Origin of the sequence: Dyadobacter sediminis (assembly GCF_005860765.1) — a bacterium.
Classification (GTDB): domain Bacteria; phylum Bacteroidota; class Bacteroidia; order Cytophagales; family Spirosomataceae; genus Dyadobacter; species Dyadobacter sediminis.
On the sequence record NZ_VCEI01000031.1, the window covers coordinates 150,558 to 175,253 of the forward strand.

20 protein-coding genes and 1 tRNA gene are annotated in these 24,696 nt (G+C 44.3%); 9 read left to right on the plus strand and 12 right to left on the minus strand.

Annotated elements, in window-relative coordinates; translation table 11 throughout:
- Positions 1-22: 22 nt before the first annotated feature.
- From recQ to FEM55_RS23785, 3 genes are all read left to right on the plus strand, one after another.
- Entirely contained in the window at positions 23-2,176 is a 2,154-nt protein-coding gene (recQ, locus tag FEM55_RS23775; protein WP_138283825.1) for a DNA helicase RecQ, read from the plus strand.
- A 61-nt stretch (positions 2,177-2,237) separates the two neighbouring features.
- On the plus strand, positions 2,238-2,621 hold the full coding sequence (locus FEM55_RS23780) for a RidA family protein (RefSeq protein WP_138283826.1): 384 nt from the start codon (positions 2,238-2,240) through the stop codon (positions 2,619-2,621).
- 150 nt (positions 2,622-2,771) lie between these two features.
- Positions 2,772-3,047, plus strand: coding sequence for a hypothetical protein (locus tag FEM55_RS23785; RefSeq protein ID WP_138283827.1), 276 nt, complete (start codon positions 2,772-2,774; stop codon positions 3,045-3,047).
- A 67-nt stretch (positions 3,048-3,114) separates the two neighbouring features.
- Here the strand turns inward: FEM55_RS23785 and FEM55_RS23790 are convergent, their stop codons facing one another.
- The 5 genes from FEM55_RS23790 to FEM55_RS23810 form a co-directional block, all read right to left on the minus strand.
- Positions 3,115-6,897 carry an SNF2-related protein gene (locus FEM55_RS23790; RefSeq protein ID WP_138283828.1) on the minus strand — a complete coding sequence of 1,261 codons (3,783 nt, stop codon included), beginning with the start codon at positions 6,895-6,897 and terminating at the stop codon, positions 3,115-3,117.
- An 83-nt stretch (positions 6,898-6,980) separates the two neighbouring features.
- Positions 6,981-7,421 (minus strand): NUDIX domain-containing protein, encoded by a 441-nt coding sequence (locus FEM55_RS23795; RefSeq protein ID WP_138283829.1) that lies wholly within the window; start codon positions 7,419-7,421, stop codon positions 6,981-6,983.
- A gap of 65 nt (positions 7,422-7,486) precedes the next feature.
- On the minus strand, positions 7,487-8,071 hold the full coding sequence (gene lpcA, locus FEM55_RS23800) for a D-sedoheptulose 7-phosphate isomerase (protein ID WP_138283830.1): 585 nt from the start codon (positions 8,069-8,071) through the stop codon (positions 7,487-7,489).
- Between the two features lie 14 nt (positions 8,072-8,085).
- Positions 8,086-8,742 carry a tRNA (5-methylaminomethyl-2-thiouridine)(34)-methyltransferase MnmC2 gene (gene mnmC2, locus FEM55_RS23805; RefSeq protein WP_138283831.1) on the minus strand — a complete coding sequence of 219 codons (657 nt, stop codon included), beginning with the start codon at positions 8,740-8,742 and terminating at the stop codon, positions 8,086-8,088.
- 35 nt (positions 8,743-8,777) lie between these two features.
- Positions 8,778-10,046 carry an aspartyl protease family protein gene (locus tag FEM55_RS23810; RefSeq protein WP_138283832.1) on the minus strand — a complete coding sequence of 423 codons (1,269 nt, stop codon included), beginning with the start codon at positions 10,044-10,046 and terminating at the stop codon, positions 8,778-8,780.
- 298 nt (positions 10,047-10,344) lie between these two features.
- On the opposite strand from FEM55_RS23810, the gene tpiA reads away from it, so the two are divergent.
- The gene (gene tpiA, locus FEM55_RS23815) at positions 10,345-11,106 is read left to right on the plus strand and encodes a triose-phosphate isomerase (protein ID WP_138283833.1); all 762 of its coding nucleotides are present in this window, start codon (positions 10,345-10,347) and stop codon (positions 11,104-11,106) included.
- Between the two features lie 88 nt (positions 11,107-11,194).
- Here tpiA and FEM55_RS23820 read toward each other — a convergent pair whose 3' ends face one another.
- From FEM55_RS23820 to FEM55_RS23835, 4 genes are all read right to left on the minus strand, one after another.
- Positions 11,195-12,439 (minus strand): OmpA family protein, encoded by a 1,245-nt coding sequence (locus FEM55_RS23820; RefSeq protein WP_138283834.1) that lies wholly within the window; start codon positions 12,437-12,439, stop codon positions 11,195-11,197.
- Between the two features lie 91 nt (positions 12,440-12,530).
- The gene (locus FEM55_RS23825) at positions 12,531-13,286 is read right to left on the minus strand and encodes a DUF5672 family protein (RefSeq protein WP_138283835.1); all 756 of its coding nucleotides are present in this window, start codon (positions 13,284-13,286) and stop codon (positions 12,531-12,533) included.
- A gap of 11 nt (positions 13,287-13,297) precedes the next feature.
- Positions 13,298-14,275: a glycosyltransferase family 2 protein gene (locus tag FEM55_RS23830; protein WP_138283836.1), complete on the minus strand. Its 978-nt coding sequence runs from the start codon at positions 14,273-14,275 to the stop codon at positions 13,298-13,300.
- A gap of 79 nt (positions 14,276-14,354) precedes the next feature.
- On the minus strand, positions 14,355-15,647 hold the full coding sequence (locus FEM55_RS23835; RefSeq protein ID WP_138283837.1) for a hypothetical protein: 1,293 nt from the start codon (positions 15,645-15,647) through the stop codon (positions 14,355-14,357).
- A 98-nt stretch (positions 15,648-15,745) separates the two neighbouring features.
- On the opposite strand from FEM55_RS23835, the gene FEM55_RS23840 reads away from it, so the two are divergent.
- The 4 genes from FEM55_RS23840 to FEM55_RS23855 all read left to right on the plus strand — a co-directional run bounded on the left by FEM55_RS23840 (position 15,746) and on the right by FEM55_RS23855 (position 21,152).
- Positions 15,746-16,297, plus strand: a complete 552-nt coding sequence (locus FEM55_RS23840) for a hypothetical protein (protein WP_138283838.1) — start codon at positions 15,746-15,748, stop codon at positions 16,295-16,297.
- A gap of 30 nt (positions 16,298-16,327) precedes the next feature.
- Positions 16,328-17,116, plus strand: a complete 789-nt coding sequence (locus tag FEM55_RS23845; protein ID WP_138283839.1) for a cysteine hydrolase family protein — start codon at positions 16,328-16,330, stop codon at positions 17,114-17,116.
- 117 nt (positions 17,117-17,233) lie between these two features.
- Positions 17,234-20,098, plus strand: a complete 2,865-nt coding sequence (uvrA, locus tag FEM55_RS23850; RefSeq protein WP_138283840.1) for an excinuclease ABC subunit UvrA — start codon at positions 17,234-17,236, stop codon at positions 20,096-20,098.
- Between the two features lie 217 nt (positions 20,099-20,315).
- Complete coding sequence (locus FEM55_RS23855) at positions 20,316-21,152, plus strand: fumarylacetoacetate hydrolase family protein (RefSeq protein ID WP_138283841.1); 837 nt, start codon at positions 20,316-20,318, stop codon at positions 21,150-21,152.
- 64 nt (positions 21,153-21,216) lie between these two features.
- On the opposite strand, the gene FEM55_RS23860 is transcribed toward FEM55_RS23855, so the two are convergent.
- The 3 genes from FEM55_RS23860 to era form a co-directional block, all read right to left on the minus strand.
- Positions 21,217-21,615 (minus strand): hypothetical protein, encoded by a 399-nt coding sequence (locus tag FEM55_RS23860; RefSeq protein ID WP_138283842.1) that lies wholly within the window; start codon positions 21,613-21,615, stop codon positions 21,217-21,219.
- A 316-nt stretch (positions 21,616-21,931) separates the two neighbouring features.
- A complete protein-coding gene (gene der, locus FEM55_RS23865) occupies positions 21,932-23,242 on the minus strand; it encodes a ribosome biogenesis GTPase Der (RefSeq protein ID WP_138283843.1) in 1,311 nt (436 codons plus the stop codon).
- A 65-nt stretch (positions 23,243-23,307) separates the two neighbouring features.
- Positions 23,308-24,231, minus strand: coding sequence for a GTPase Era (era, locus tag FEM55_RS23870; RefSeq protein WP_138283844.1), 924 nt, complete (start codon positions 24,229-24,231; stop codon positions 23,308-23,310).
- A gap of 257 nt (positions 24,232-24,488) precedes the next feature.
- On the opposite strand from era, the gene FEM55_RS23875 reads away from it, so the two are divergent.
- Positions 24,489-24,561, plus strand: a tRNA-Met gene (locus FEM55_RS23875).
- The last annotated feature ends 135 nt before the right edge of the window (positions 24,562-24,696 follow it).

The window sequence follows — 24,696 nt, forward strand, 5'->3', positions numbered from 1 at the left end:
AAAACAGAATTTTGATTTTCCAATGCCGGACAATAAACAAGAAGTTTTAAAGAAATATTTCGGGTACGATGCCTTTCGTCCTCAGCAAGCCGATATTATTGATACGGTTATGGCGGACAAAGATTGTCTGGTGCTGATGCCGACAGGAGGCGGGAAATCCGTTTGCTTCCAGATTCCGGCTATTCTCCGGAACGGGCTTACAATTGTGATTTCGCCGCTCATTGCATTGATGAAAGATCAGGTGGAGGCGCTGAGAAGCAATGGTATCAACGCTGCTTTTCTTAATTCGTCGCTTTCTTCTTCGGAACAGGATCAGGTGATGTGGCAGGCCAAAGTTGGTGAACTGAAACTGCTTTACATTGCTCCGGAACGGCTCTTTTCAGGAAATACATTCGAGTTTTTGAAAGACTGGAATGTATCGCTGTTTGCCATTGACGAATCGCATTGCATTTCTTCCTGGGGTCATGATTTCCGTCCGGAATACCGGCAGCTTAATACCTTGAAACTGCGCTTCCCGAATGTTCCCGTTATTGCGCTTACTGCCACGGCCGACCGGGTTACGCGCCGCGACATTCTGAAACAGCTGAACATTGAAAATGCAGAAATCTTTGTCGCCAGCTTTGATCGTCCGAATCTCAGTCTGACGGTACTTCCCGGCAGAAAGCGTCTTCAGCAAATCCAGAGTTTTATCAATAAACACGATTCTCAGCCCGGAATCATTTACTGCCTCAGCCGCAAAGGAACGGAAACCGTAGCTGCAAGCTTGCAAAGTGCGGGCTTCAAAGCAGATTTTTATCATGCAGGCCTTGCTCCGGAAAAGCGGTCGCGTGTTCAGGAACAATTCCTGAAAGATGACATTCAGATTATTGTCGCAACGATTGCGTTCGGAATGGGCATTGACAAATCCAATGTGCGCTGGGTTATTCACTACAATCTGCCTTCCAACGTTGAAAGTTTTTACCAGGAAATCGGGCGTGCCGGCCGTGACGGTTCTCCTTCCGATACAGTCCTTTTTTACAGTTATCTCGATATCATTACACGTCAGGATATGATCAACAATTCAGATCAGTCTGCCGAGCAGAAAGAACTGCTGCATGCCAAGCTCAACCGGATGAAACAGTATGCAGAAGCGGATATTTGCCGCCGAAGGATTTTACTGAGCTATTTCAATGAAGCCGTTGACAAAGATTGCGGAAACTGTGATGTTTGCCAGAATCCGAGAACGCGCTTTGACGCAACGATCATTGCGCAAAAAGCATTGTCAGGCATTGCGCGCACGAACCAGAAAGTGGCCATGGGTATGCTCATCGATATTCTGAGAGGAAGCCGCAACCGCAATGTGCTGCATTATGGCTACGAACAACTTCCGACTTTCGGCGTAGGAACCGAGCTGCGTGGCGAGGAATGGGCCGAATACATCAGTCAGCTTTTGAATTCGGGCGCAATGGATATTGCTTACGACGAAGCGCATGCATTTAAACTGAATCCTGTAAGCCGGCAAATCCTGAAAGGCGAACGCAAGGTAGAGCTGGTGAAATTTATCCCGCTCGCCGAGCGCAAAGCCCGGGAAGAAGAACTTGTTCTAAAGGAAAAACCGAAACAGGAAATCATACGCGATGCACTTTTTGAACGCCTTCGTATGATGCGGAAACAAATGGCCGATGCGCTCGGCGTGCCGCCTTATGTCGTTTTCAGCGACGCCACGCTTTCCGAAATGGCACAGAAAAAGCCGGTTTCCGAAGCGCAGATGAAAGCGGTTTCCGGTATCGGTGCCGAAAAATTCAGAAGGTACGGAGAAACATTTATCAATGAAATTGTCGCTTTTGCAAAGGAAAACACCAAGCCGGGAACGCGTGTCGTAAAAGGAATGACTTACATTGAAACACTGGATTTGTACAAGGAAGGCTATTCTGTAAAAGTAATTGCCGAAAAAAGAGAACTCAATGCCGTTACAATCATTTCGCATTTGATCAAGCTGAAAGAAGACGGCCATGACATCAATTTGAAAAAACTGATCGACCATAAGGCGCTGACAACCATAACGCAGGCGGCACGTGAAATACAGGTTGGCAAAAATGATCCGCTGAAACCCTTGTTTGAGCTGCTTAATGAGCAGTTTGATTACGGTCAGATCAGGCTTGCTCTGGCTTTGTCGGAAGATGAAGACCCGTTTTAAGAACTATAAAAAGCAGAAAATTACAGAAGAAGAATCCTTATCATAAATTAAATCAATTGCTATGTCGAGAAAGAATATACTTTCGGGATCTCCGTGGGAAGATAAAATGGGTTATTGCCGCGCCGTCCGGATCGGGAATGTTATTGAAGTGGCCGGAACCGTGGCCATTGTGGATGGTGAAAAAGTGAAAGCAAACGATGCTTATGCACAAACCGACAATATCATTGAAAGAATTGCAAAAGTGCTGGAAGAAGCCGGAGCCAGTCTGAACGATGTCATCCGGACACGTATATTTACAACGGACATCATTTATTTTGACGATATAGCAAGAGCGCACGGTGCGTATTTCAAAGATATAAAACCGGCAACGGGAATTTACGAGATCAGTAAACTGGTTGCTCCGGATTATCTGGTGGAAATTGAATTTACTGCTATAATTCAATAAGATAAAAGAATAGTCAAAAATGGCCTTAATGATGATTTAAGGCCATTTTGGCAGTCCGGATTAATTTATCTGCATTCCAACCAATTGGCTTGAAAATTGCTCTTTGTTCAGTAGTTGTCTGAATTGGAATTGAAAACAAAGACACCTTTTATGAAAAACCGACAAACATTAATTATATCATCTGTTCTGCTGGCTCTTTGCGTGTTTGAGAAAAATGCAAGCGATAAAGCTTCCAAAATTGAAAATGCAAAGAATATGTTCAACACTACATTAGAAAATTACAATAATAGGATTATATCCGATAAAACTGCTCCTGAAATCAATGAAAATGAAGCTGTTGAAAAACCGGATTACCAAAGGTATGCGATGCTTCAGTCTAATTCTGCCGACAGTACCTCCGGGTCAAAACTCCAGTCAAAGCTTTAAGCCGTGATTTGCTGAATATTTCACCAGAAAGTGAAATTCTGGGTAATTGGGTGAACAATGGTTTAAATCAGCTAAAAAGACCCATTATATCTTCCTGACTTAATTTTTTGATAAACCCGGATTCACCTCCGACGAGATCTTCGGCAAGATCCTGTTTGCGTTGCTGAAGCAAAAGAATCTTTTCTTCAATGGTATCCTTGCAGATCATTTTATATGCAAACACCTTTCGCGTTTGTCCGATGCGATGCGTGCGGTCAATCGCCTGCCTTTCCACGGCAGGGTTCCACCAAGGGTCTACAAGGTAAACATAATCCGCTTCCGTAAGATTGAGCCCGACACCGCCGGCTTTCAGGCTCATCAGAAATACCCTGCATGTCTGGTCATTCTGAAAACGGTTTACCCGTCCGGCTCTGTCAACGGTTTGCCCGTCCAGATATTCGTACGGAATGTTTATTTTCTCCAGATGCTTGCGGATCAGATCCAGCATTCCCAGAAACTGGCTAAATATCAGGATCTTGTGATTGGACGCATTTTCCTCTATTTCCCTTGTGATTTCTTCCAGCTTGGCCGATTCGTTTCCATAATCTTCATCGCCTGACAAAATGGATGGAGAATCACAAATCTGGCGAAGCTTAAGCAATGCTTCCAAAATAAGAAAGCTGCTTTTGTTCAGACCTTCGGTAGCCAGTTTTTCTGCAATTTCAAGCCGGTATCTTTCGCGGAAAGTGTCATAAACCTTGCGCTGCTTGTTACCCATTTCGCAGAACAGGATCGTTTCGGTTTTATCCGGCAAATCCGTAGCGACTTCTTCCTTTGTCCGCTTCAGCATGAAAGGATAAACAAGTTTCCTCAGTTCAGCAGCCTTGTCTTTGTCCTGATATTTGTCAATCGGTGTTGCATATTCAGCTCTGAAAAAATCCGCATGGCCGAGCATGCCCGGGTTCAGGAATTCAAATTGGGAATACAGATCAAAAGTGTTGTTCTCAACCGGCGTTCCCGTCATCGTCAGACGGTTTTTCGCATGCAGTAACCGCGATGCTTTGGAAGTCAGTGAATCTGGATTTTTTATGGCCTGCGCTTCATCCAGAACAATGTAGTTGAAATCAAATTTCCGCAGCAGTTCCACATCGCTGCGCATGGTTCCGTATGTCGTAAGAATGATATCGTAATCTCTGAAAAAAGCAATGTCTTTGCGGCGCGTCATGCCGCGGTGTACGTATAATTTCAGGTCTGGAGTAAACTTTGCAGCTTCTGCCTGCCAGTTGAAAATCAGCGTTGTAGGAACTACGACCAAGTTCGTATATTCCGGATTCAGGTTTTTCTGCTGTTGAAGAAATGTCAGCATCTGCAGCGTTTTTCCAAGACCCATATCATCGGCAAGGCAGCCGCCCCAGCCAAATTCATCCAGAAAATGAATCCATTTATATCCTTCTTCCTGATACTGTCTTAATGTCGCATTGACATTTTCCGGAAGCGAAACATTCGGAATTTGCTTGAAATTGAGCAGCTTTTGCTTTTTCTCCCATAATTCCCGGAAAACTTCTTCATTGTCTATTTCCGATACAAGTTCGTCAATCAGGGAAAAATGGATTTTCGACAAATGAATCTGTTCTCCTTCTACCCTTCCGAACTGTAACAGCGGTTCCAGTTTGCTGATCCATTCTTCGGGCAGTACGCCCAGAGAGCCGTCTTGAAGCTGAACGTAATTCTGTTTTTTAAGCAAAGCTTTTTTAGCGTCGGCCAATGTAACCTTCTGATCGCCAAAGCTGATTTCCACCTGCATGTCAAACCAGTCGATTCCTGAAGAAGCCGTAACTTTCACCGTTCCGCGGTTTGGATTGAAGCGCATTTTCTTCAGGTCCTTGAAACCTAAAAGTTCATACTTCTTTTTCCCGACTGCTTCCACAAAGCTGAATAGCCAGCCTTCTTTCATGACATGATCCAGCGGAACATAGAAAAACGGTTGTCCGGACTGGTTTTTAAAAACCGGGTTCAGTGATCTGATCCATTCCCATATCTCGCCCTCCGATTCCAGATTTCTTTCCAGCATCGTAATGCGGTTGTCTTCAAAGCCGGCTTTGGTCCGGCGCTGATCATACAGGAATTCGATTTCATTTTCATCATTTTCACCTGCATAAACAAAGGAAGGCACGATCAGCAAATTGGCTTCGTCCTCTTTAAGAAATATACGCGGTTTGAGGAAATTCAGCGGCTTGGACTGTACTTCATGGCGCGTCTGGAAAATAACATCAAACTGTTCTGTAAGCGGAATAATCCATTCTGACAAAAAGCTTTCCGAAAATTCTTTCTTGACACGAATTTTGTAGCCCGTCTGGCCCAGGTAAGCCACCATTTCTGCTTCGCTGATGCCCGCCCAGCGGAAAAGGATATTTTCATTGTAAATACCCAGCCAGAAACTGTCGAGTGCAACCACTTTCTGCAATTCCACCGGACTGCCGGCTTTCAGCTCCACATACGGATTAAGTGTTATAAATTCTTTGTCTTCAGTCAGTACAAAGAAAATTTTGACCGGATCACGATGCAGGTCAAGTTGTGTAAGCTGGTTATTGCTGGTTACATAATCGCCGTCAGAGAGGTAAAGCCTTTCCGGATCCAGATCGCCAAAAACCCTGTTCAGCTGCTTTCCTACGTAATTTCTGGCTTCGTAACGCTGCTCGGCACTTACATCGTCAAAGTGAAGATACGCATTGTAAGCCCAGCCTTGCTTGCGGATGAATTTCTGCAAGCCTTCTTCCCAATGCTTGGCCATTCGCACAAGCCTGGCGTCTGCTTCTGTAAGCACCGGAATTTCGTCAGCCGTGTAGTAATGGCTCGATCCGCCGGCTATGTTCCGGATGTTGGTGATTTTTTCGGATTTAGAGCTGTGTTTTACAGAAAATACGCCGAAGCCGATGTCCAGCAAGTGATCTTTTCCTTTTGGCCAGAAAATAAATATTGAAATACGGTCTTCTTCATCCTGGCTGCCGTCAGCAGTTGTAACGCTGAAAGATGTGTTCTGAACGGGCAGTATTCTTTCCTTTAAAGCATTCCAGTCCTGAAAAGTCCCTATTTTCTGAATCGCGGGATCGAGCTTAACCAGATTCAGCTTTCCGTCTTCATCCAGTTTGAAATCGAATTTGCCTTTGATATCGTTTTCAAGCGAATAGCCGTATTCTGCCAGTAAACTGCTTTTCTCGGCTGTCAGATCGCGCATGACTTCAAATGCACGCTCGCCAAGTTCCTGCCTGAGTTTCAGCAAAGCTGCAAGCTTGTGCTCGCACAGCGGAACCCACAACTTCTTGTTGCATGTACAGGAAGTATGTATCTGTTTTGTACCTTTAATTCTCTGAACTCCAACCGTGTATTCCTGTCCATTTTCCTCGACAAGGCATTCCGCTTCGCCTTCTTTTGCAGAAATGATTTCCGTTTTCTGAATGGATTCCCTGTTTTTCCAGGTATCTTCCAGCACAAGGCTTCTGAGATATATTTCCTTGATTTCCGCCAGTTCGATTACCGTACTGCTCATTTCATAATCCACCTGCTTGATAGCCGGCATTTTATCGAGTATGTACAGGATTGCTGCAACGCGGTGTTTGCAAAGTCCGTTTTTATCAGGACAAGAACACTCGGTCGTTATCTGAGGCGTGAGAAAATCACGGATTCCGATCTGATAATATTGAATAGAATAGTCGCTTTTGACCTTGAATTCAGCGTTACCGGGTCCGTTATAGTCCAGTTTGGAGACTTTCAGCCCGCCACTGCTATAAATGGAACGTCCTCTTGACAATACATCTTTCTCCGCCCGCCTTATTAAGAAGTTGGATAATTTCTCCTTCTTTTCGTTTTCCATTTACCCTGCTGCCATTTAAAATGCAAAAGTACGGGATGTTTCTGTTTTATAGAAACGCAGAAGGCATATATAGAAAAACTGAATTACTGGATGTAAGGCTGATCTATAACTCCAATATGGCCCGGACTTATTTTTTTCTGGTAAAATGCAGCAATATGCGTGCCTATGTTCGGGTACATGAGCGTTGTATCCAGTTCATTCAATGGAATCCATACGATTTCAAGCGCTGTTGTCTGTTCCGGATTCAGTTCGGGTATGCCGGCGATAATATCGGCTTCAAAGGCCATATGCAATGTTTCCCGGCCCAGTTCGGGCCATAAAACTTCACCGCTGAAAACCATCGTATTTACTTTTGCAGTAATCCCAAGTTCTTCTTCCAGTTCACGTGCAAGCGCATCGGAAAGGCATTCTCCCGAATCCGGATTACCGCCGGGCAAAGCATAAACATGCTTGTCGCCGTAGCAGTAACGCAGGGTAAGAAGGGAATTATTACTGAGAATGATGGCCGAAGGACGTACGTTCATGATTTTGTTAGCTGTTGTTTGCGCTTTTCCCGGAATTTCAGGTTTTAAATAATCTTTGGCAAAAATTAATCCTGCAAAACCATTTTTTCAATCAGCAGCATGAAAATGTGAATTACCTTGATATGTATTTCCTGAATCCGGTCGGCATAACCGAAGTGCGGAACGCGGATTTCAATGTCTGCGGCGCCGGCAAGTTTCCCGCCGTCTTTGCCCGACATGAGAATCACTTTCATGCCTTTTGCCTTTGCAGCCTCCACGGCGCGGATGATATTGGCAGAATTTCCGCTCGTGCTCAATCCCAGCAAAATGTCGCCCGGCTGGCCCAAGGCTTCAATATATCTTGAAAATACAAACTCATAACCATAATCATTGCTGACACAACTGAGATGACTTACATCCGAAATGCAGATGGCGGGCAAAGCCTTGCGGTTATCGCGGTAACGGCCGGTCAGTTCCTCGGCAAAATGCATGGCGTCGCAGTGCGAACCGCCATTTCCGCATGAAATGATTTTTCCGTTATTGATAATCGAATCGGCCATAAGCCCGGCTGCTGCTTCTATTTTCGCTATTTGTTCCGGGTCGTTCAGGAAATTTTCAAGAACCTTTTGTGCTTCGTTCAATTCCTGACTGACTATGCTTTTATAATCCATTTTTGTAATGCCTTTTAATTTTTTGTTGCTTTCAGCACATGCGTTTTCCGTCCCGGGCCTTTGTGCCTTTTTACAGTAAAGCCAGCTGCGGCCAGTGCCCTTTTAACGATACCCTTGGACGAATAGGTTACAAGAATGCCTTCCGGCTTTGTCCGTGATGCAATTTCAAGGAATGTTTCCGAAGTCCATAGCTCAGGCTGCGCACGGGGATCAAATGCATCGTAAAAGATGACGTCGAAAAGCACGTCCGAAGTATAATCCTGAAGCCGGATATTTTCCTTTTGAAATGAGAAATTTTCCGAAAGGCGGTTTTTTTCGGACCAAGCGCATTCATGAAGTTTCATAAATCCAGCCTGGCCGGTCAGTGCTTCGTAATTCAGAAGAGAAGCTTCTTCCGGCAGTACGGGAAAAGCTTCTACGGTGGTGTAAAAAACCGGTTTCCGAAGCTGGTCCGCCAGCTTCCATGCAAGTAATGCATTCAATCCTGTGCCGAAACCCATTTCAAAAACATAAACCGGTCCGGCTGCATTTTCCAGTACAGGACGCAGGCCAAGGTTGATGTAAATGTGCTCCGACTCATTAAGCGCTCCCTGTAACGAATGATACTGCTGGTTGTGCCGGAAGCTGTACAAAGAATGCGAACCGTCTTCTGTTACAATAAGGCGTTCCAAAATTAAGCCGTGTATTTAGTTTGGCTTAAAAGTAGTTAAATCATTCTTCGCAGGATTATTTGTGTAAAGAAAATATCTCCTCTGCGCTTCACAAGCAGATCGATGCTTTTGCCGTCGCCGCGCTGCATCAGCTTGTATATTTCACTTACATTCAGTTCTTCTGCCGGATGATTATTGATAAAAAGCAGCTGATCGCCTTCCATAAGTCCCGCGTGCGAAGCCGGAGAATCTTTTACGATGTGATTGACAATGTAGGAATGCAGGTCATTTCCTTCTGCCCGGATTTCCATACCGCTCATGTCATGCTCAAATTTCTCACGCAAACGGCTTTTTACGGGTTTGAGCACCATATATTGTTCCTGATAATTCATGGTGACTTTAAACCGGCGCAGCAGCTCGCACCCGATATTTCCCTGGCGTTCAAAGCCGGGATGCAGTTTGGAGGCAAATGCAATGCTGTCGGGAAAAGAAGCTACAATATTGTTCAGCTGAAAACGTCCGAGCCGCAGTTTGTCGATCCGGCCAAGGTTGCCGTTGATCACGCCGTTCAGACCGCGTCCAAGCTGCGCCCGGATCACTTTTTCCGGCAACCGGAAGGATTCTTTGGGCGAATTGTTCAGTAACAACGCATGGCCTGCGCCGGTATCGATCAGAACGCGGATCGGGCGTTCGCGGCCATCGGCAAACAGCGTTACGGCATCCGTAAAAGGTTTGGTATCTTCAATAATGAGCTTGTGCTTGTCGCCTTTGCTTGTTTTGTAACGGTAATTATCCGGACGCATCAGAATAAGCTCCTTTTTGGAAAAATCAATCGTGACGACAAAATTGTTGAATATTTCATAGCCGAAAATGCCGTGAACCGGAACGCCGACGTACTCCGAAAGGCGCAGGAAATCATCTTCCAGCACAACGATATTCTGATGATTGGCTTTTAACCTGCCCATTGAAAACCGGTTGTCAATGGCTACATGCGCCGCAATGGCCTTGCCTTCTCCCGCGCCGGTCAGATTTACTTTTCTGGTCAGCCGGAGTTTGTCGGGCTTCAGAACGTTGGGATCGGTGATGATGATGGAACTTACTCCCGTATCCAGAATAAAGCGGAGCGAATCGGTGTCGTTGATTTTTGCATACAAAAGGATCAGATTTGAATGCAGTTCAAAGCGGATGCGGGCAGATTTGCGGTTTTTTTCCAAAAAATAACCATACTTTTCCTCAGAAACCGGGGGAACATCTATTGATTCTGCAAAGGATACGCTGATCGTAAAAAATATGACTGCTGTTATAAACCACTTAGACGTTTTCATCGTGGCCTCCTTTCTTTAAATTCTAAGTTCGAAACTCCTGTATTAACATCAAAAACCCTTTGGTTACAAGCAGCTTGCTGCTGCTTTTCTCTCCGTCCGCCATACTAAGTGCCGATTTTAGCCTGATCGGTTATTTAGAGTAAAATTAATACTATTTACCTTAATTAAACACAAAAAAATCTTTCTATTTACAAACTTTCTGCAATTTTTCAGAACATTTACGGATAATCATGTAAATGATGAAAATATGGTACTTTTGTTGCGTAAATAGACGTTTTTTCACAATAAAAATTTTCCCATGCGTAAAAAAATTGTTGCCGGTAACTGGAAAATGAACAAGGTTCTGGATGAGGCAGTTGCACTTACTTCCGAACTGATTACGATGGCTCAGGACGAAGTACAGGGCGATGTCAGAATCATACTTTGCCCGCCTGCCATTTATCTGACGGTCATTAAAAAATATATAGAAAATTCACCGAATTTCGCTCTGGCTGCACAAAATTGTTCCGACAAAGTTTCGGGTGCATTTACCGGAGAAATCTCTGCACAGATGCTGCAATCAATTGGTGTGGAATATGTGCTGATCGGACACAGCGAGCGCCGTCAGTATTTTCATGAATCCAATGAATTGCTGGCTGAAAAGGTCAATACGGCGCTGGAAAATGGCGTTTCTCCGATTTTCTGCTGCGGCGAATCGCTCAAACAAAGACAAAATGAGGATTACATCGGATTTGTAAAAAACCAGATCACAGAAAGTCTTTTCCATTTATCTGCCGAGCAGCTGCTTTCGGTTGTTATTGCGTATGAACCGATCTGGGCAATCGGCACCGGGCTTACTGCTTCGGCATTGCAGGCGCAAGAAATGCACGCAGCTTTGCGTCAGCACATTGCATCGAAATACGGCGAAGAAGTTGCGCAGGAAATTTCTATTCTTTATGGCGGAAGCGTAACGGCGGCAAGTGCGCCTGAACTGTTTGCTTCTCCCGATATCGACGGCGGACTTGTAGGCGGTGCGTCATTGAAATCAAGAGAATTCACTAACATTATCAAGGCAAGATAATTTTTGCTGCATTGTTTTAAATGAAAAGCTCAGGCCCAAAGGAAAACCTTCAAGCCTGAGCTTTTACATAAAGAGCTGAAATCGGGAACTACACGTTCGTAATTACAAACTCAACCCTTCTGTTTTTCCTGCGTTCCTCATCGCTTCCTTTGGTCAGTGGCCGGGTTCCTCCATATCCTTTGGCTTCGATTCGGCCGGAATCAATTCCTTTATTTAAAAGATATTCCTGAACTGCTTCTGCCCTTTTTCTGGAAAGTTCAAGATTTTTGTCAAAATCTCCGACATTGTCTGTATGGCCTTCCACGCGGATGCGGATTTCCGGATTGTCCTTCATCATCTGCACAAGCTGATCCAGTTCACTGGATGATTCGGGTAAAAGCGTAAACTTGGAAGTCTCAAAGTAAATATTCGGAAGCGTAATCGTTTCTCCCACAGCCAGCGGTGTCAGATAAAGATCCTGCTCAAACGCACTGCGGCTTGCCGAATCCGCCGGGGAAATTTCAAATGAAGAACCGTAATATCCTTTTGCCGTCACGCGCAAAGTATATTTTTCCTGAAGGTCCATACCGATCCGGAACTTGCCCGACGAGGATTTGACCTGTAGTGAATCTCCTTTTTCAACATAAGTAATCTGTGCTGCAACCGGCTGTCTGGTTTTTATATTGTAAACAGTCCCTTTCAGAACAGCAGCGGTACCTGCAGTTTCTGTTTCCTTCTTCAGCGGTTTCGGTTTTTCAACAGGTGCCGTTTCGGCAGGAGGCGTTTCAACCGGTTTTTTAACAGGCTTTTCGACTTTTGCTGTCGTTTTAGGCGTTTTATTCAAAGGGTTCTTAATGTGAATTCCGTAAAAATTCCATGTCTGTGATCCTTGCGAACTGCGGCCTTCATAAAAGTCAAACACTTCAACTCCCGGCGGCAGCTTTTCAAAATATGCGACAAAATCCACCTTTTCTCCCGGCGTTACACCTTTTGTCGTTGTGGTCGGAATATTTTCCGCTTTGATCAGCTTGTACTTTTTCTCAATTTCGCCGGGCTTGTACAATCTCGTTTCAGGATCCAGCCAGATCTGGTTTTTACCCATATTTTGCATATCCGGACTTTTCATATCAGGCAATCCGTACAGTTTCAGCTGCGGCATAAGTGGAGATGAAGATTTGTTTTCCGTGAACTGCAGATAAATAACCGTATGCTGGCCTGTAAGCTCCACGCGCTTGATCTTTACATATGGCGCAGACTGCTCGTCCACTTTCGGGCTCTCGGTAATTTGTCCGAAGCTGGTATTGACGGAAGTCCATATAGTAAGAAGGAATACTAATAATGACTTGACATTCATGACTGTAAAAATTTAATCTTTAATAAATATCCGAAAAAACGCCCGAACGGCTCTGATAGTTTGTTAAAAATTGTTAAACGCAGCGAACTCCCTAATTAACAGGAATATGCGCTGTCCAGAATTGCGGATCATAACGTTCCCACGCATGGCATGCAAACGGAAGTTCATGATTTGTAAGCTCGAATGTAGCGGCCGGACTTTTTTCAAAAGAAAAATGCATGGCTTCCTGCCAGGATGGAAGTTTCAGAAACAGTTTCATGGGAAAAAGGCGCGTAGCTTCCTGTGAAAAAAGCATGTCTTCATTGCCTTTCCAGGGCGGGTAAAAACGGTTGTAGATTTTCAGGTAACGGATAAATGACGGAATCCTGCGTAGGGAAAGGCCTCCGTTGAGTACGTAACGGCGGCTGGACAATGCAGCTGAAAATACATTTGCCGAACTTTCCGGAAGCGCATCAAATTCGCTCTGGTGCAAAGAAGGCGCGCCGATGTAATCATATCCTTTCCGGCACCAGTGCATCAGTTCGTCCCGGAACACAAATGCGTCCAGCTGATAAATCAGCATGTACTCATACGGCAGAAACGACCTGTAAAACTCGATGGAAACAAGCAGTTGGTTATAAGCGTCAATGCCGGTGAAATGTGCGTCATCCAATGAGATCAGGTCCATGGCAGGATATTGTTCTTTCAGGTGATCAAGGTTTAAGCTCCGGGGCTTGAAAACTTTTACAGGGTAACCTTGTAAAACGGTCATACACTGCTTTAAAGACAGCTTTTCAGCTTCGGATAACCGGGATTGATAAACCGGAATGACAACTACAACGGAAGGATCACTTTGTGAACTGTTCATAAACCTGAAAACTATTCCAGCAAGTCGCCAATGGCAGGCAGCCACCAGTCTTTACTGCTGAATTTGTAATAACCTCTCACAAGCTGATTGAGAATAGGCGTAAGTCTTTTATAACGTGTTTTCGGAAGAGATGCCCGGCGGTTGAAATGCTTTTGCGATAAGTACAGTTTGATCAGTTTCTCTCTCGGAATAAAGGGTACGGACCTTAGCAAAAGGTAAAGTTCGTTGAGTTTGTTTGCCTTTTCTTTTAATGGAACAAGCTTTTCCTCACGGTCCCGCAGCAGCCGGTCTTTCAGCTGCACTTTTTCAAGCCGGCTTCCGAACCCGACCTGCTGGCTGGAATGGATCCGGTACATGATCAAAGTATCGGCAATGAAATCGATTTTGTTTTCAAGGCTCAGTACAACGGCGATCCAGGCGTCATGAATCAGATCGGGAACATGCGTCGGAAAGGGAATGAGCCTTTCCAGACAGGATTTCCGGATGGCAAGCGTTGCACCGGTGACGACAAACCCGTTAAAAAGAATTTCATGCGGCTTTCCGCTTTTCCATTTGTTTTGTCCCGGCTGATTAAATTCTATTTCCTGCCAGATTGTGATTCCGGTAGGCTTGGAATTGTCGTCAATCAGAAGTCCGTCCGAAAAAACAGCGTCGGTTTGCGGATGTTCATTCAGGTAATCAATTTGTTTCTGCACTTTGTCTTCTCTCCACAAGTCATCCTGATCACAAAGGAAAATAACGTCACCTTTACACAATGTCAGGCATTTTTCAAAGTTTTTGGTTGAGCCGAGATTCTGTTCATTTATATGGATATGGACCGGAAAAGGACTTGTGGCGGCAAAAGTTTTCAGAATATGTATAGAATTGTCATTTGACCTGTCGTCGCATACAACCAGCTCATCGACAGCGAGCGTCTGGTCAGCAATGCTCCTCAACTGTTCAGACAAAAACTTTGCCCCGTTGTAAGTACACATGGCTACTGAAATCATAATGTGTATATAGAATTTGATTTAAAATGCTGCAAGTTAACTGCGAAACATCCCTTTGCGCAATACGGAACACACATTTTTACCATGATTTATCAATTGGATAATTTTCCGGAGCAGGCAGTTTTACGACACGGTGAGCCAATGCCCAGGACATAATATCCGAGTAGGTTTTGGCTTCACGGTAATAAATCAGCGGCGTAGCCGGATCCGTTTTCCACTTCATAATGGTTGCAACCTGCTCTTTGTTCATGTCTTTGAGTGCCGAAAGATTATTGTGGAAGCTGATTCCCCAAATCACTACGCCGAACGCTGCAATAAACTTCAGATGACTTTTTGTAATGATTTTCATATCCATAAAAATAAGGAGCAGAAAAACCGGGATTGCAGCTGTAAAAAACATGTAACGTGGCGCTATGCCTCCGGCGGCCTTTGTTTCAAACCTTGAAATGGAAATAATGATGCCCGTCAGAACCGGAAAGGAAAGCAGACAATACAATAGCGGATTCCTGAAAGCATATCCTTTCAGGAAAAGCCAAAGCCAGCAAACTGCAACAGCAAGTCCTGTAATCATGCACAAAATAATGTTTATGTGCACACCTGCCGGCGGATTGACATAAATAAAGCTGCCCAGAAAAGTAAACAGCAGCCGCGCCATCCATCCGAAATCAAACGCTGCATGAGCCGTAGCGCCGATTTCCGGACGCGGGAGAAAAGTAATGAATAGAAGTACAAGCGAAATCGTACCCCATATAAAAAGCAAGAACCGCTTCTTTTGTGCAAACAGTAAAAAAGCGCCCAGAAATAATACGATAAAGCCATTTCCAAATGAAAGTACGGCCAGTAACGCAGCCAACACGGATGCAAGAAAATTGCCGTCCGGCCGCTCCGGCGTTTTGTTCAGCAGAAAAAGACTTAAAAACGAAAAGAAAAAGACAGTATAATGCTGAATGCCGCCCCAGTAATAAAACGTAACCTGCCAGAAAGACAAACTGGCCAGAAATGCCGTTATAAAAAGTACCGTTTCGGAAACCAGTTGCTTTTGCTGCTTCATAAGCGCCAGTACCAAGATAAAGAACCCGGCAAAAAACAGATTCTGAAAAAGGATCAGATGCGCAAAGTTGATATAATGGAAAAGGCGGTAATAAACGGCAGCCGCAGCTTTTGAAATCAGTATTCTGTGTTCGTTATGACGGTTGAATAGTTCAGAGACTTTTCCGCCGAAAGAATTGTTTTCAAAATAAAACCGGCGGATAAAATCCAGTGTTGTATTGTAATCGTCAAAAGTGGGTGCATTCAGGACATTATTGAAAAGCGTAAATCCGAAAACTAAAATAATGGCAAGCGTTAAACTGATTGAGAAATATTTACTCATATCTGATATTTTTGTCAAAAGACTTTGAGCCGCAAACGACACATAAAGTTAGGATCCCGGTTTTGGGAATTTAAATAAAGTTATCAAAAGGATTTTGAATGGCGTTACCCGATCAGCTTAAAAAGGCAATTATCCAGATGCCTGCCAAAGAAAAGGATAAACTGTTGCTAAGGCTAATTACAAAGGATAAAACATTAACGGACAGGCTGCATTTTGAGCTTATTGAAGACAGTGCAACCGTTCCCGAACGCCGCGAAGAAATAATGGGCCGCATTGTAAGAATATCTAATTTCAACCAGAATACGCCGGGCTGGATTTTGATGGATCTGCGGAACCTGAGCGGCGATATTTCATATCATGTGAAGGTTACGAAGGACAAAATCGGCGGTATCGAACTTAACCTGTTTCTGCTGAACACATTCCTTGAAAAATATCCGGACATACTCAGAACGTATTCTTCCCGCGCAGACACCTGTGCTTTGTATATTGCAAAAAAAGCGCAAACCATCCTGAACGGTCTGAACAGGCTGGATGAAGATTACCGCGTGGATTATATAAAAGATACAAACCGGATGCTTAAAATGGTATTCAGCCTTTGTTCAAAAACGTACGCTAAACAACTGGAACTGCCGCAGGAACTGGAAGAATAATCCTGCCAATTTACTGACGAAACGCCCGATATGGAAAAAACCGCATTACTGATCATTGACGCGCAGTTTGATTTTTGTGACCCCAAAGGCTCGTTATACGTGCCCGGAGCGGAAGAAGACGTCAGGCGCATTGCGCAGCTGATTGCGCTGGAAGGAAAAAACTTAGACGCTGTTTTTGTAACGCTCGACACGCATAAAGTGCTGGATATTGCGCATCCGCTTTTCTGGGAAGACCGGAACGGAAATACGGTCGCTCCTTTTACGCTGATTACTTCGCAGGCCGTAAAAGACGGTAAATGGATTCCGCGTTTTCACAAGGAGTATGTTGTCAAATACCTGGAAACACTGGAAAATGAAGGTGAATTCAAACATTTTATCTGGCCGGAACATTGTCTCACCGGATCGCGTGGCAATGCGCTTGATGACACCATTATGAGCGCCATTCTGGCCTGGACGCACAGCACCGGAAGAGAATACAGGGCAATATCCAAAGGAACCAATCCGTTAACAGAGCATTTCGGTATTTTTCGCGCGCAGGTTCCTGTTGAAAATGCGCCGGAAACAGAACTTGACCGGAATTTACTGAATGAGCTGGCTGCTTTTGATCAGCTATTCATTGCCGGCGAAGCACGTTCGCATTGCGTGGCAACGAGCATCAGCCAGCTTATGAAATATGCGCCGGAACTTGCTCCTAAAATAAAGATTCTTTCAGATTGCATGTCGGACGTAACCAACTGGGGGCATCTGGCCGATGCTATTTTTGAAAAAGCCGAAGAAATGGGAATGACTTTTGTAAAGGCAAATCAAGTAAAACTGTAACATTTGCGCATTGCACGGTTCCCTTCTTACAAAGACAAACTAAATAACGTAACTTTTGGTTAGTATAAAGATCGGTACACTGACGAATTTGTGCCGGATTTTATTTCATTTTCTCCTATGATGCATTTACCTGTACCACGGATTGAGGCTGCTCAGTTCAATGATCTGGATCCGAGACAGTACATTCTGATTAAAGGTGCCCGCGTTAATAATCTTAAAAATATTGATGTAGCTATTCCGCGCAACAAGCTGGTGGTGATTACGGGTCTTTCCGGCTCCGGCAAATCTTCGCTTGCCTTCGATACGCTGTTTGCAGAAGGCCAGCGCATGTATGTGGAAAGTCTGAGCAGCTATGCCCGCCAGTTTCTGGGAAGAATGGAGAAACCCGAAGTGGAGTATATAAAAGGCATTTCTCCGGCCATTGCCATTGAACAAAAGGTAAATACCCGCAATCCGCGTTCGACGGTTGGAACTTCTACGGAAATTTACGATTATCTGAAACTGCTTTTTGCACGAATCGGCCAGACTTACTCGCCTGTTTCCGGTGAGCTGGTGAAAAAAGATTCGGTTACCGACGTTGTCAATTATTTGCTGGAACAGGAAGAAGGAACACGCGTCATGATACTGGCGCCGCTTCTGATCCGCGATGGACGGTCGCAGCGCGAAGAACTGACCATTTTACTTTCAAAAGGGTATACACGTATCGTCCTGAACGATGAAGTTGTCGCCATTGAAGATATTCTGGAAAATTCGGATCAGTATTCACAAGCTGGAAACCGTATTTTTATATTGATTGACCGCGCCGCCATAAAGCACGACGACGAGGATACGCAATACCGTCTTTCCGATTCGGTGCAAACCGCTTTTTTTGAAGGCGAAGGTTTGTGTATTGTTCGGATTGTCAACGGCATAACCAAAACTTTTTCAGACAAATTTGAACTGGACGGCATTACGTTTGAAGAGCCGACCGTAAATCTTTTCAGCTTTAATAACCCTTACGGTGCCTGTAAAAGATGCGAAGGCTTTGGAAAAGTGCTGGGAATTGATCCGGACCTTATTTTTCCTGACAAAAACCTTTCCGTTTACGAAGGAGCCATTGCGCCGTGGCGTACCGAGAAAATGAATGAATGGCTTGTGCCGCTTGTCCGCAACGGCATGAAGTTTGATTTTCCGATACACCGGCCTTACAAAGACCTTACGCCTGCCCAGAAAGAACTGCTCTGGACGGGCAATCAATATTTTCAGGGAATTAATGCGTTTATAGCAGAGCTCGAATCGCAAACGTATAAAATCCAGTACCGCGTGATGCTTTCGCGTTTCCGCGGACGTACAACTTGCCCCGATTGCCGCGGTTCACGCCTGCGGAAGGATGCGTCTTATGTAAAAGTCGGAAATGCTTCCATTACGGATCTTGTGCTGATGCCGATCCGGGATGTTTCCACATTCTTCAAAAAGCTGGAACTGGGCGAGCATGACCGCGATGTTGCCAGACGCGTACTGACCGAAATTGAAAACCGGCTGGATTATATGATCCGTGTCGGACTGGGTTATTTAACTTTAAACCGACTGACAAATTCACTTTCAGGCGGTGAATTTCAGCGGATCAAACTGGCGACTTCGCTCGGAAGTGCGCTTGTCGGCTCCATGTACATTCTGGATGAACCCAGCATCGGGCTTCATCCGAGAGATACGCAAAGGCTGGTCGGCGTACTTCAGTCTTTACGTGATCTGGGAAATACAGTAATTGTTGTGGAGCACGAAGAAGAAGTCATGCATGCCGCAGACCAGATTATTGATATTGGTCCGGAAGCCGGAACTGGCGGAGGACATGTTGTTTTTCAGGGAAACTGGGAAGACATTTCGGAGCTGAAAAATTCGGATTACATCAACAGCGACGATTCGGACGTGAAATCGCATACACTCGATTTCCTGCTTGGAAACGATTCCATTTCTGTTCCGACAATAAGAAGAAAATCATTGCATTTCCTTGAAATCAAGGGCGCAAGGGAAAACAATCTTAAAGAATTGAATGTAAAAATCCCGCTGAATGCGCTTACGGTTGTGACCGGCGTAAGCGGCTCGGGAAAATCGACGCTGATCCGGAAAATCCTTTATCCGGCATTGATGCGCCTGAAAGGTGAATTCAGTGAGGAAGTCGGCCGGTTTGACGATCTGTCCGGCGATCTTGACCGCATTGAAGCCGTTGAAATGATTGACCAAAACCCGATTGGTAAATCGTCCCGTTCCAATCCGGTTACTTACATCAAAGCTTACGATTATATCCGGCAGATGATGGCGGATCTTCCGCTTTCAAAAGCCAGAAGCTACAAACCGTCCCATTTTTCTTTCAACGTGGACGGCGGCCGGTGCGAAATATGTCAGGGCGAAGGTCAGGTGAAAATTGAAATGCAGTTTATGGCTGACATTTATCTGACGTGCGAAGGCTGTAACGGAAAAAGGTTCAAGCAGGAAATCCAGGAAATCCGGTATCAGGAAAAAGACGTTGCCGAAATCCTGGACATGACTGTTGATGATGCCATTGAATTCTTTCAGACAAAAGAACCTAAACTGGCAGAAAAACTGATGCCGCTTCAGGAAGTCGGACTGGGTTACGTAAGGCTCGGACAATCGTCCAATACATTGTCGGGCGGTGAAGCGCAGCGTGTGAAACTGGCTTCATTTCTGGGAAAAGGTTCTTCCAACAAAGGCAAAATGCTCTTTATTTTCGATGAGCCGACGACCGGACTTCATTTTCACGATATTAAAAAACTGCTGAAAGCAATCAATGCGCTTGTGGAACAGGGCGATACCGTCATTATTATCGAGCATAACATGGAAATCATCAAAAATGCGGACTGGATTCTGGATCTCGGGCCGGAAGGCGGCGATGGCGGCGGCTATCTTACCTTTGCCGGAACGCCTGAAGAAATGCTGAAACTGGAAAATAATTATACGGCTGCGTTTTTGAAAGACAAGGTTTGAAAGGCTGTTAGCGGTTAGCTTTTAGCTGTCAGGAAATAGATATTTAGTAAAGAGAATTTTATAAAAATGTAATTTTCGTGATTGTTTCAAAGCTAAAAGCTAATGAATAACAGCTAATAGCCAGTAGCTAATGGCTAAAAGCTTATAGCTAACTGCTTTTTAGAGTAAAGAAAATAAGTACAGGACTTATTGCATCTGAACTAACCATCCGCAATGTATGAAGTTATATAAAACAGAAAACGGCATTCTGCTTGAAAAAGAAGACACTTTCTATCGTTTGCATGAACAAGACTGGGATTTGGTGGTTAACAGAGACAACCTGTTTGATTGGCTGGAAATACAGATTGAAAGCCTGATTCCGCTGACTTTTACAAACGATATTCCTATGCCGGAAATTCTTGCGCCAATTGGTTCGCAGGAAGTATGGGCATCCGGTGTTACTTATTTCAGAAGCCGTACTGCACGGATGGAAGAATCGGAAATGGCCGGTGGCGCCAGTTTTTATGACAAGGTATATGAAGCCGAACGTCCTGAGCTTTTTTTCAAATCCGCCTCCTGGCGGGTTGTAGGCAATCACGGAACAGTACGCATACGCCGGGATTCTTCATGGAATGTACCGGAACCGGAACTTACATTATTTGCTTCGGAATCCGGAACACTTGTGGGTTATACAATTGGTAACGATATGAGTTCCAGGAGCATCGAAGGCGAAAACCCGTTGTACCTTCCGCAAGCCAAGTCATATACCGGCAGCGCAGCCCTCGGGCCTTGTCTGTACGTACCGGAATATGCGTTGTCCGGCGATACTGTTATTGATTTGTCAATTGTCCGCGAAGGCGAAGAGGTATTTAACGGCGAAGTTACTTTATCACAAATGAAGAGAAAGCCGGAAGAATTGCTGCAGTATCTTTACCGCGAAATGTCTTTTCCGCACGGATGTTATCTGATGACCGGAACCGGAATCATTCCTCCGAATGACTTTACATTACAAAAAGGCGACATTGTGCATATCAGCATTGAGCCGATCGGCACGCTGACAAACACAGTAGGATAAAAAAAGAAAAGCTGTAACGGGATAAACCGTTACAGCTTTTCTTTTGATGATAGAAGTATTGTGTTTACGAATTTGAAAATTTTGATGATCCTACAAAGGTGCAGATTGTACTGCGTATCATTGCAACGAGCCTGGATACAAATGTCTGGTCATAAGTTTCCTTTTCCTCTTCAATAAAAAATGACGCAGGGCCTGCTTCCAGAATTCTGTCATTCAGCGTCATCTGATCTGAAATGCTGCTGAAAGAAGATGCAATGGTTTGCTGCTTTACGGTTGCTGACGGCAACTTTACATGAAATTTTGACGCTTTTGCCTTCCTGGCAATGATTCTTTCATTCGGGCTGCTGCATTCTTTTCCGGACTGCAGTTTTTTGTGCGCTACAAACATGTTATGCGAGTAACCGGAGGCTCCAGCCTGAAAGCTGAAAAGAACTAGAAGTATAAATATTTTTATCGTTTTCATGGCTGTATGTTTCATTGTTTCAGAAAATTCCGGTTAGAATTTGATGTAACTCATTGACAGTACAAATATATATGTTTTATTAGGTATCTTGCAATACATAGTACCTTGTTTTTAACAATTTTTTAGAAAAAGTTTTTAGAAACAAACCGGGGTACCTTTTTTATAACAGATGTAAAACTAAATGGAAACGTTGCAGCACACCAGACAAAAAAGATGAAATGTCGATTTTACCTTCTGAAACGTAAAGGTTTAGGGATAAAACAAAAAAGCTGTCAGCAATAGCCGACAGCTTTTTTGTTTTGCTGACTTTCCTATTTTATTTCTCCCTGAAAAAGATGGTGATCGGAACGCCCGAGAAATCGAAGTTTTCCCGCATTCGGTTTTCCAGATAACGCAAGTACGGTTCTTTCACATGCTTCGGGTTGCTGCTGAAAAACACAAACGTCGGTGAAGGTGTAGGAAGCTGTATCATATATTTGATATTGATGTATTTTCCCCGGTTTGCGGGCGGCGGATATTTCTCAATTTCCGCCTGCATTACTTCATTCAGCTTTGAAGTGGAAATTTTCTTGGTTTTGTTTTTGTAAACCTCCATTGCCTTTTCCATCACCTGATGAATACGCTGTTTTTCAATAACGGATGCGAAAATGATCGGCATGTAGTTCATCGGAGCCAGCCTTTCGAGCAATGCTTTCTTGTAAGTGTCGGCCGTTTTGGAATCCTTTTCGACAAGGTCCCATTTATTCACCATGATTACAATTCCCTTTTTAGCTTTATCCGCCTGACCAATGATGTTAAGATCCTGACCTTCAAGTCCCAGTGTTGCATCCAGCAGAATGATACAGACATCGGATTCTTCCATTGCTTTTACAGAACGCAGCGTTGAGTAAAATTCAATGTCTTCTTTTACCCTCGATTTCCTGCGGATTCCCGCTGTGTCCGTCAGGATGAATTCCATTCCGAAGGCATTGTAATGCGTATGGATGGCGTCACGCGTGGTACCCGCAATATCCGTAACGATGCTCCTGTCTGTTCCGGTAAGTACATTCAGAAACGACGATTTTCCTACGTTTGGACGGCCCATGATCGCAATGCGCGGAATTCCTTCTTCGGGATTTTCGACTCCGGCTGTTTCGAAATGCTTGATGACCTCATCCAGCAATTCGCCTGTTCCAAATCCGGTTTGTGCCGAAACAGCATAAATATGATCGCCGATACCCAGCTCATAAAATTCCGCTGCCGATTGATAACGTTCCGTTGTTTCCGCCTTGTTGGCCACCAGATAAACCGGCTTATTGAATCGCCTGAGCACATTTGCAAAGTCCTTGTCCAGATCCGTAAGTCCGGTCATGGTATCCACCATAAACAAAACGACTGTTGACTCTTCAATCGCCAGCTCAACCTGATCCCTTATGGCGCCTTCAAATATATCTTCCGAACCTACAACGTAGCCTCCGGTGTCGATTACTGTAAAATATTGGTCTGTCCATTCGCCGTAACCGTAATGCCGGTCGCGGGTCACGCCGCTCTGATTGTCCATAATGGCTTTACGGCTTTCCGTAAGGCGATTGAATAATGTGGATTTGCCCACATTCGGACGACCAACGATTGATATTATATTTGCCATTTTTTTACTTGATAATGATCCAAACGGTTTGATAAAGTTTTACCGTTTTTCATTCAATTGTTTAATTATTCTTCATACCCAAACTGACGAAGCTTGTTTTCCTTGCTTCTCCAGTCCGGTTCTACTTTTACATGTTGTTCAAGAAACACTTTTTTACCAAAAAATTCTTCCAGATCCTGCCTGGCCTGAATTCCGATTTTTTTCAGCATTTCCCCTTTTTCTCCGATAATGATTCCTTTCTGGCTTTTTCTTTCTACAAGAATTTCGGCGCGGATTACAATGATGTCGTCCCTTTCCTTGAATTCTGTAATTACAACTTCGGAACTGTATGGAATTTCCTGGCGGTAATTGAGAAAGATTTTTTCCCGGATCATTTCAGAAGCAAAGAAACGCTCAGGCTTGTCGGTTAGTTCATCTTCATCAAAATAGGGCGGATGAAACGGCAAACGCGTGATAACGGCATCAAACAAAGTAGCAATGTTGGCATTATGCAAAGCAGAAATAGGCACAATCGCAGCGGGCTGGATCAGCTTGTCCCATTCTTCCATCTTAGCTTTTACCTGTTCATCATTCGAAAGGTCTATTTTGTTCAAAACCAGAATGACCGGTGCATCCGCGCGCTGCAGTAACGGCAATACTTCATGATCCGCGGCCTTCTCTCCTATTTCAGCGACAAACAAAACCACATCGGCATCTTCCAGCGAACCTTTTACGAAAGTCATCATCGAATCATGAAGCTTGTACGAAGGCTTTATGACACCGGGCGTATCCGAGTACACAAGCTGAAAAGGAATTCCTTCGTGTTTCCCGTTCAGGATTCCCATGATCCTGTGTCTTGTAGTTTGTGCCTTGGCCGTAATGATCGACATCCTTTCGCCCACCAGAACATTCATCAAGGTGGATTTCCCAACGTTCGGCTTGCCTATGATGCTGACAAATCCTGCACGATGGCTGCGAAGGGAAATATTTGTTTCCTGTTTTTCTTCCATAAAGTTGCTTTTTTCTGTTCAGGAAATGAATGGCTGAAAATTATTTTCCGCTTGATCCTGAGCGGTAAACCTTTCCAATCCAGCTTTTTCAAAATTGTATCTTCCTGATAATTATGCAAATCTACGGCTTTCCGTTCATCAAATTGCAATTTACGGGCACTTCCGGAAATATCCGGCAGAAAATTTTTTGTTAAAATCTTTTGCAAAAAGCTATTGTATTAAAATAGTTTTCCTATATTTGCACTCCAATTCAACGCCGCGGGATGGAGCAGTTGGTAGCTCGTTGGGCTCATAACCCAAAGGTCGCTGGTTCGAGTCCAGCTCCCGCTACTACAAAAGGTCACTAATTCACATTAGTGGCCTTTTTTCTTTTTACGGCAATTTTTTCTGCCAAAGCTGCCGCCCTGTTCAGGCATGATTTTGATCAAATCATTTCCTTCAAAAATTCATTTGCATTCAAGAAGA

Excerpts from the sequence above, each read along its gene's own strand:
- recQ (WP_138283825.1), top strand. The coding sequence starts at position 23 with ATGCCGGACAATAAACAAGAAGTTTTAAAGAAATATTTCGGGTACGAT.
- FEM55_RS23780 (WP_138283826.1), top strand. The coding sequence starts at position 2,238 with ATGTCGAGAAAGAATATACTTTCGGGATCTCCGTGGGAAGATAAAATG.
- FEM55_RS23785 (WP_138283827.1), top strand. The coding sequence starts at position 2,772 with ATGAAAAACCGACAAACATTAATTATATCATCTGTTCTGCTGGCTCTT.
- FEM55_RS23790 (WP_138283828.1), bottom strand. The coding sequence starts at position 6,897 with ATGGAAAACGAAAAGAAGGAGAAATTATCCAACTTCTTAATAAGGCGG.
- FEM55_RS23795 (WP_138283829.1), bottom strand. The coding sequence starts at position 7,421 with ATGAACGTACGTCCTTCGGCCATCATTCTCAGTAATAATTCCCTTCTT.
- lpcA (WP_138283830.1), bottom strand. The coding sequence starts at position 8,071 with ATGGATTATAAAAGCATAGTCAGTCAGGAATTGAACGAAGCACAAAAG.
- FEM55_RS23810 (WP_138283832.1), bottom strand. The coding sequence starts at position 10,046 with ATGAAAACGTCTAAGTGGTTTATAACAGCAGTCATATTTTTTACGATC.
- tpiA (WP_138283833.1), top strand. The coding sequence starts at position 10,345 with ATGCGTAAAAAAATTGTTGCCGGTAACTGGAAAATGAACAAGGTTCTG.
- FEM55_RS23820 (WP_138283834.1), bottom strand. The coding sequence starts at position 12,439 with ATGAATGTCAAGTCATTATTAGTATTCCTTCTTACTATATGGACTTCC.
- FEM55_RS23825 (WP_138283835.1), bottom strand. The coding sequence starts at position 13,286 with ATGAACAGTTCACAAAGTGATCCTTCCGTTGTAGTTGTCATTCCGGTT.
- FEM55_RS23830 (WP_138283836.1), bottom strand. The coding sequence starts at position 14,275 with ATGATTTCAGTAGCCATGTGTACTTACAACGGGGCAAAGTTTTTGTCT.
- FEM55_RS23835 (WP_138283837.1), bottom strand. The coding sequence starts at position 15,647 with ATGAGTAAATATTTCTCAATCAGTTTAACGCTTGCCATTATTTTAGTT.
- FEM55_RS23840 (WP_138283838.1), top strand. The coding sequence starts at position 15,746 with ATGGCGTTACCCGATCAGCTTAAAAAGGCAATTATCCAGATGCCTGCC.
- FEM55_RS23845 (WP_138283839.1), top strand. The coding sequence starts at position 16,328 with ATGGAAAAAACCGCATTACTGATCATTGACGCGCAGTTTGATTTTTGT.
- uvrA (WP_138283840.1), top strand. The coding sequence starts at position 17,234 with ATGATGCATTTACCTGTACCACGGATTGAGGCTGCTCAGTTCAATGAT.
- FEM55_RS23855 (WP_138283841.1), top strand. The coding sequence starts at position 20,316 with ATGAAGTTATATAAAACAGAAAACGGCATTCTGCTTGAAAAAGAAGAC.
- FEM55_RS23860 (WP_138283842.1), bottom strand. The coding sequence starts at position 21,615 with ATGAAAACGATAAAAATATTTATACTTCTAGTTCTTTTCAGCTTTCAG.
- der (WP_138283843.1), bottom strand. The coding sequence starts at position 23,242 with ATGGCAAATATAATATCAATCGTTGGTCGTCCGAATGTGGGCAAATCC.
- era (WP_138283844.1), bottom strand. The coding sequence starts at position 24,231 with ATGGAAGAAAAACAGGAAACAAATATTTCCCTTCGCAGCCATCGTGCA.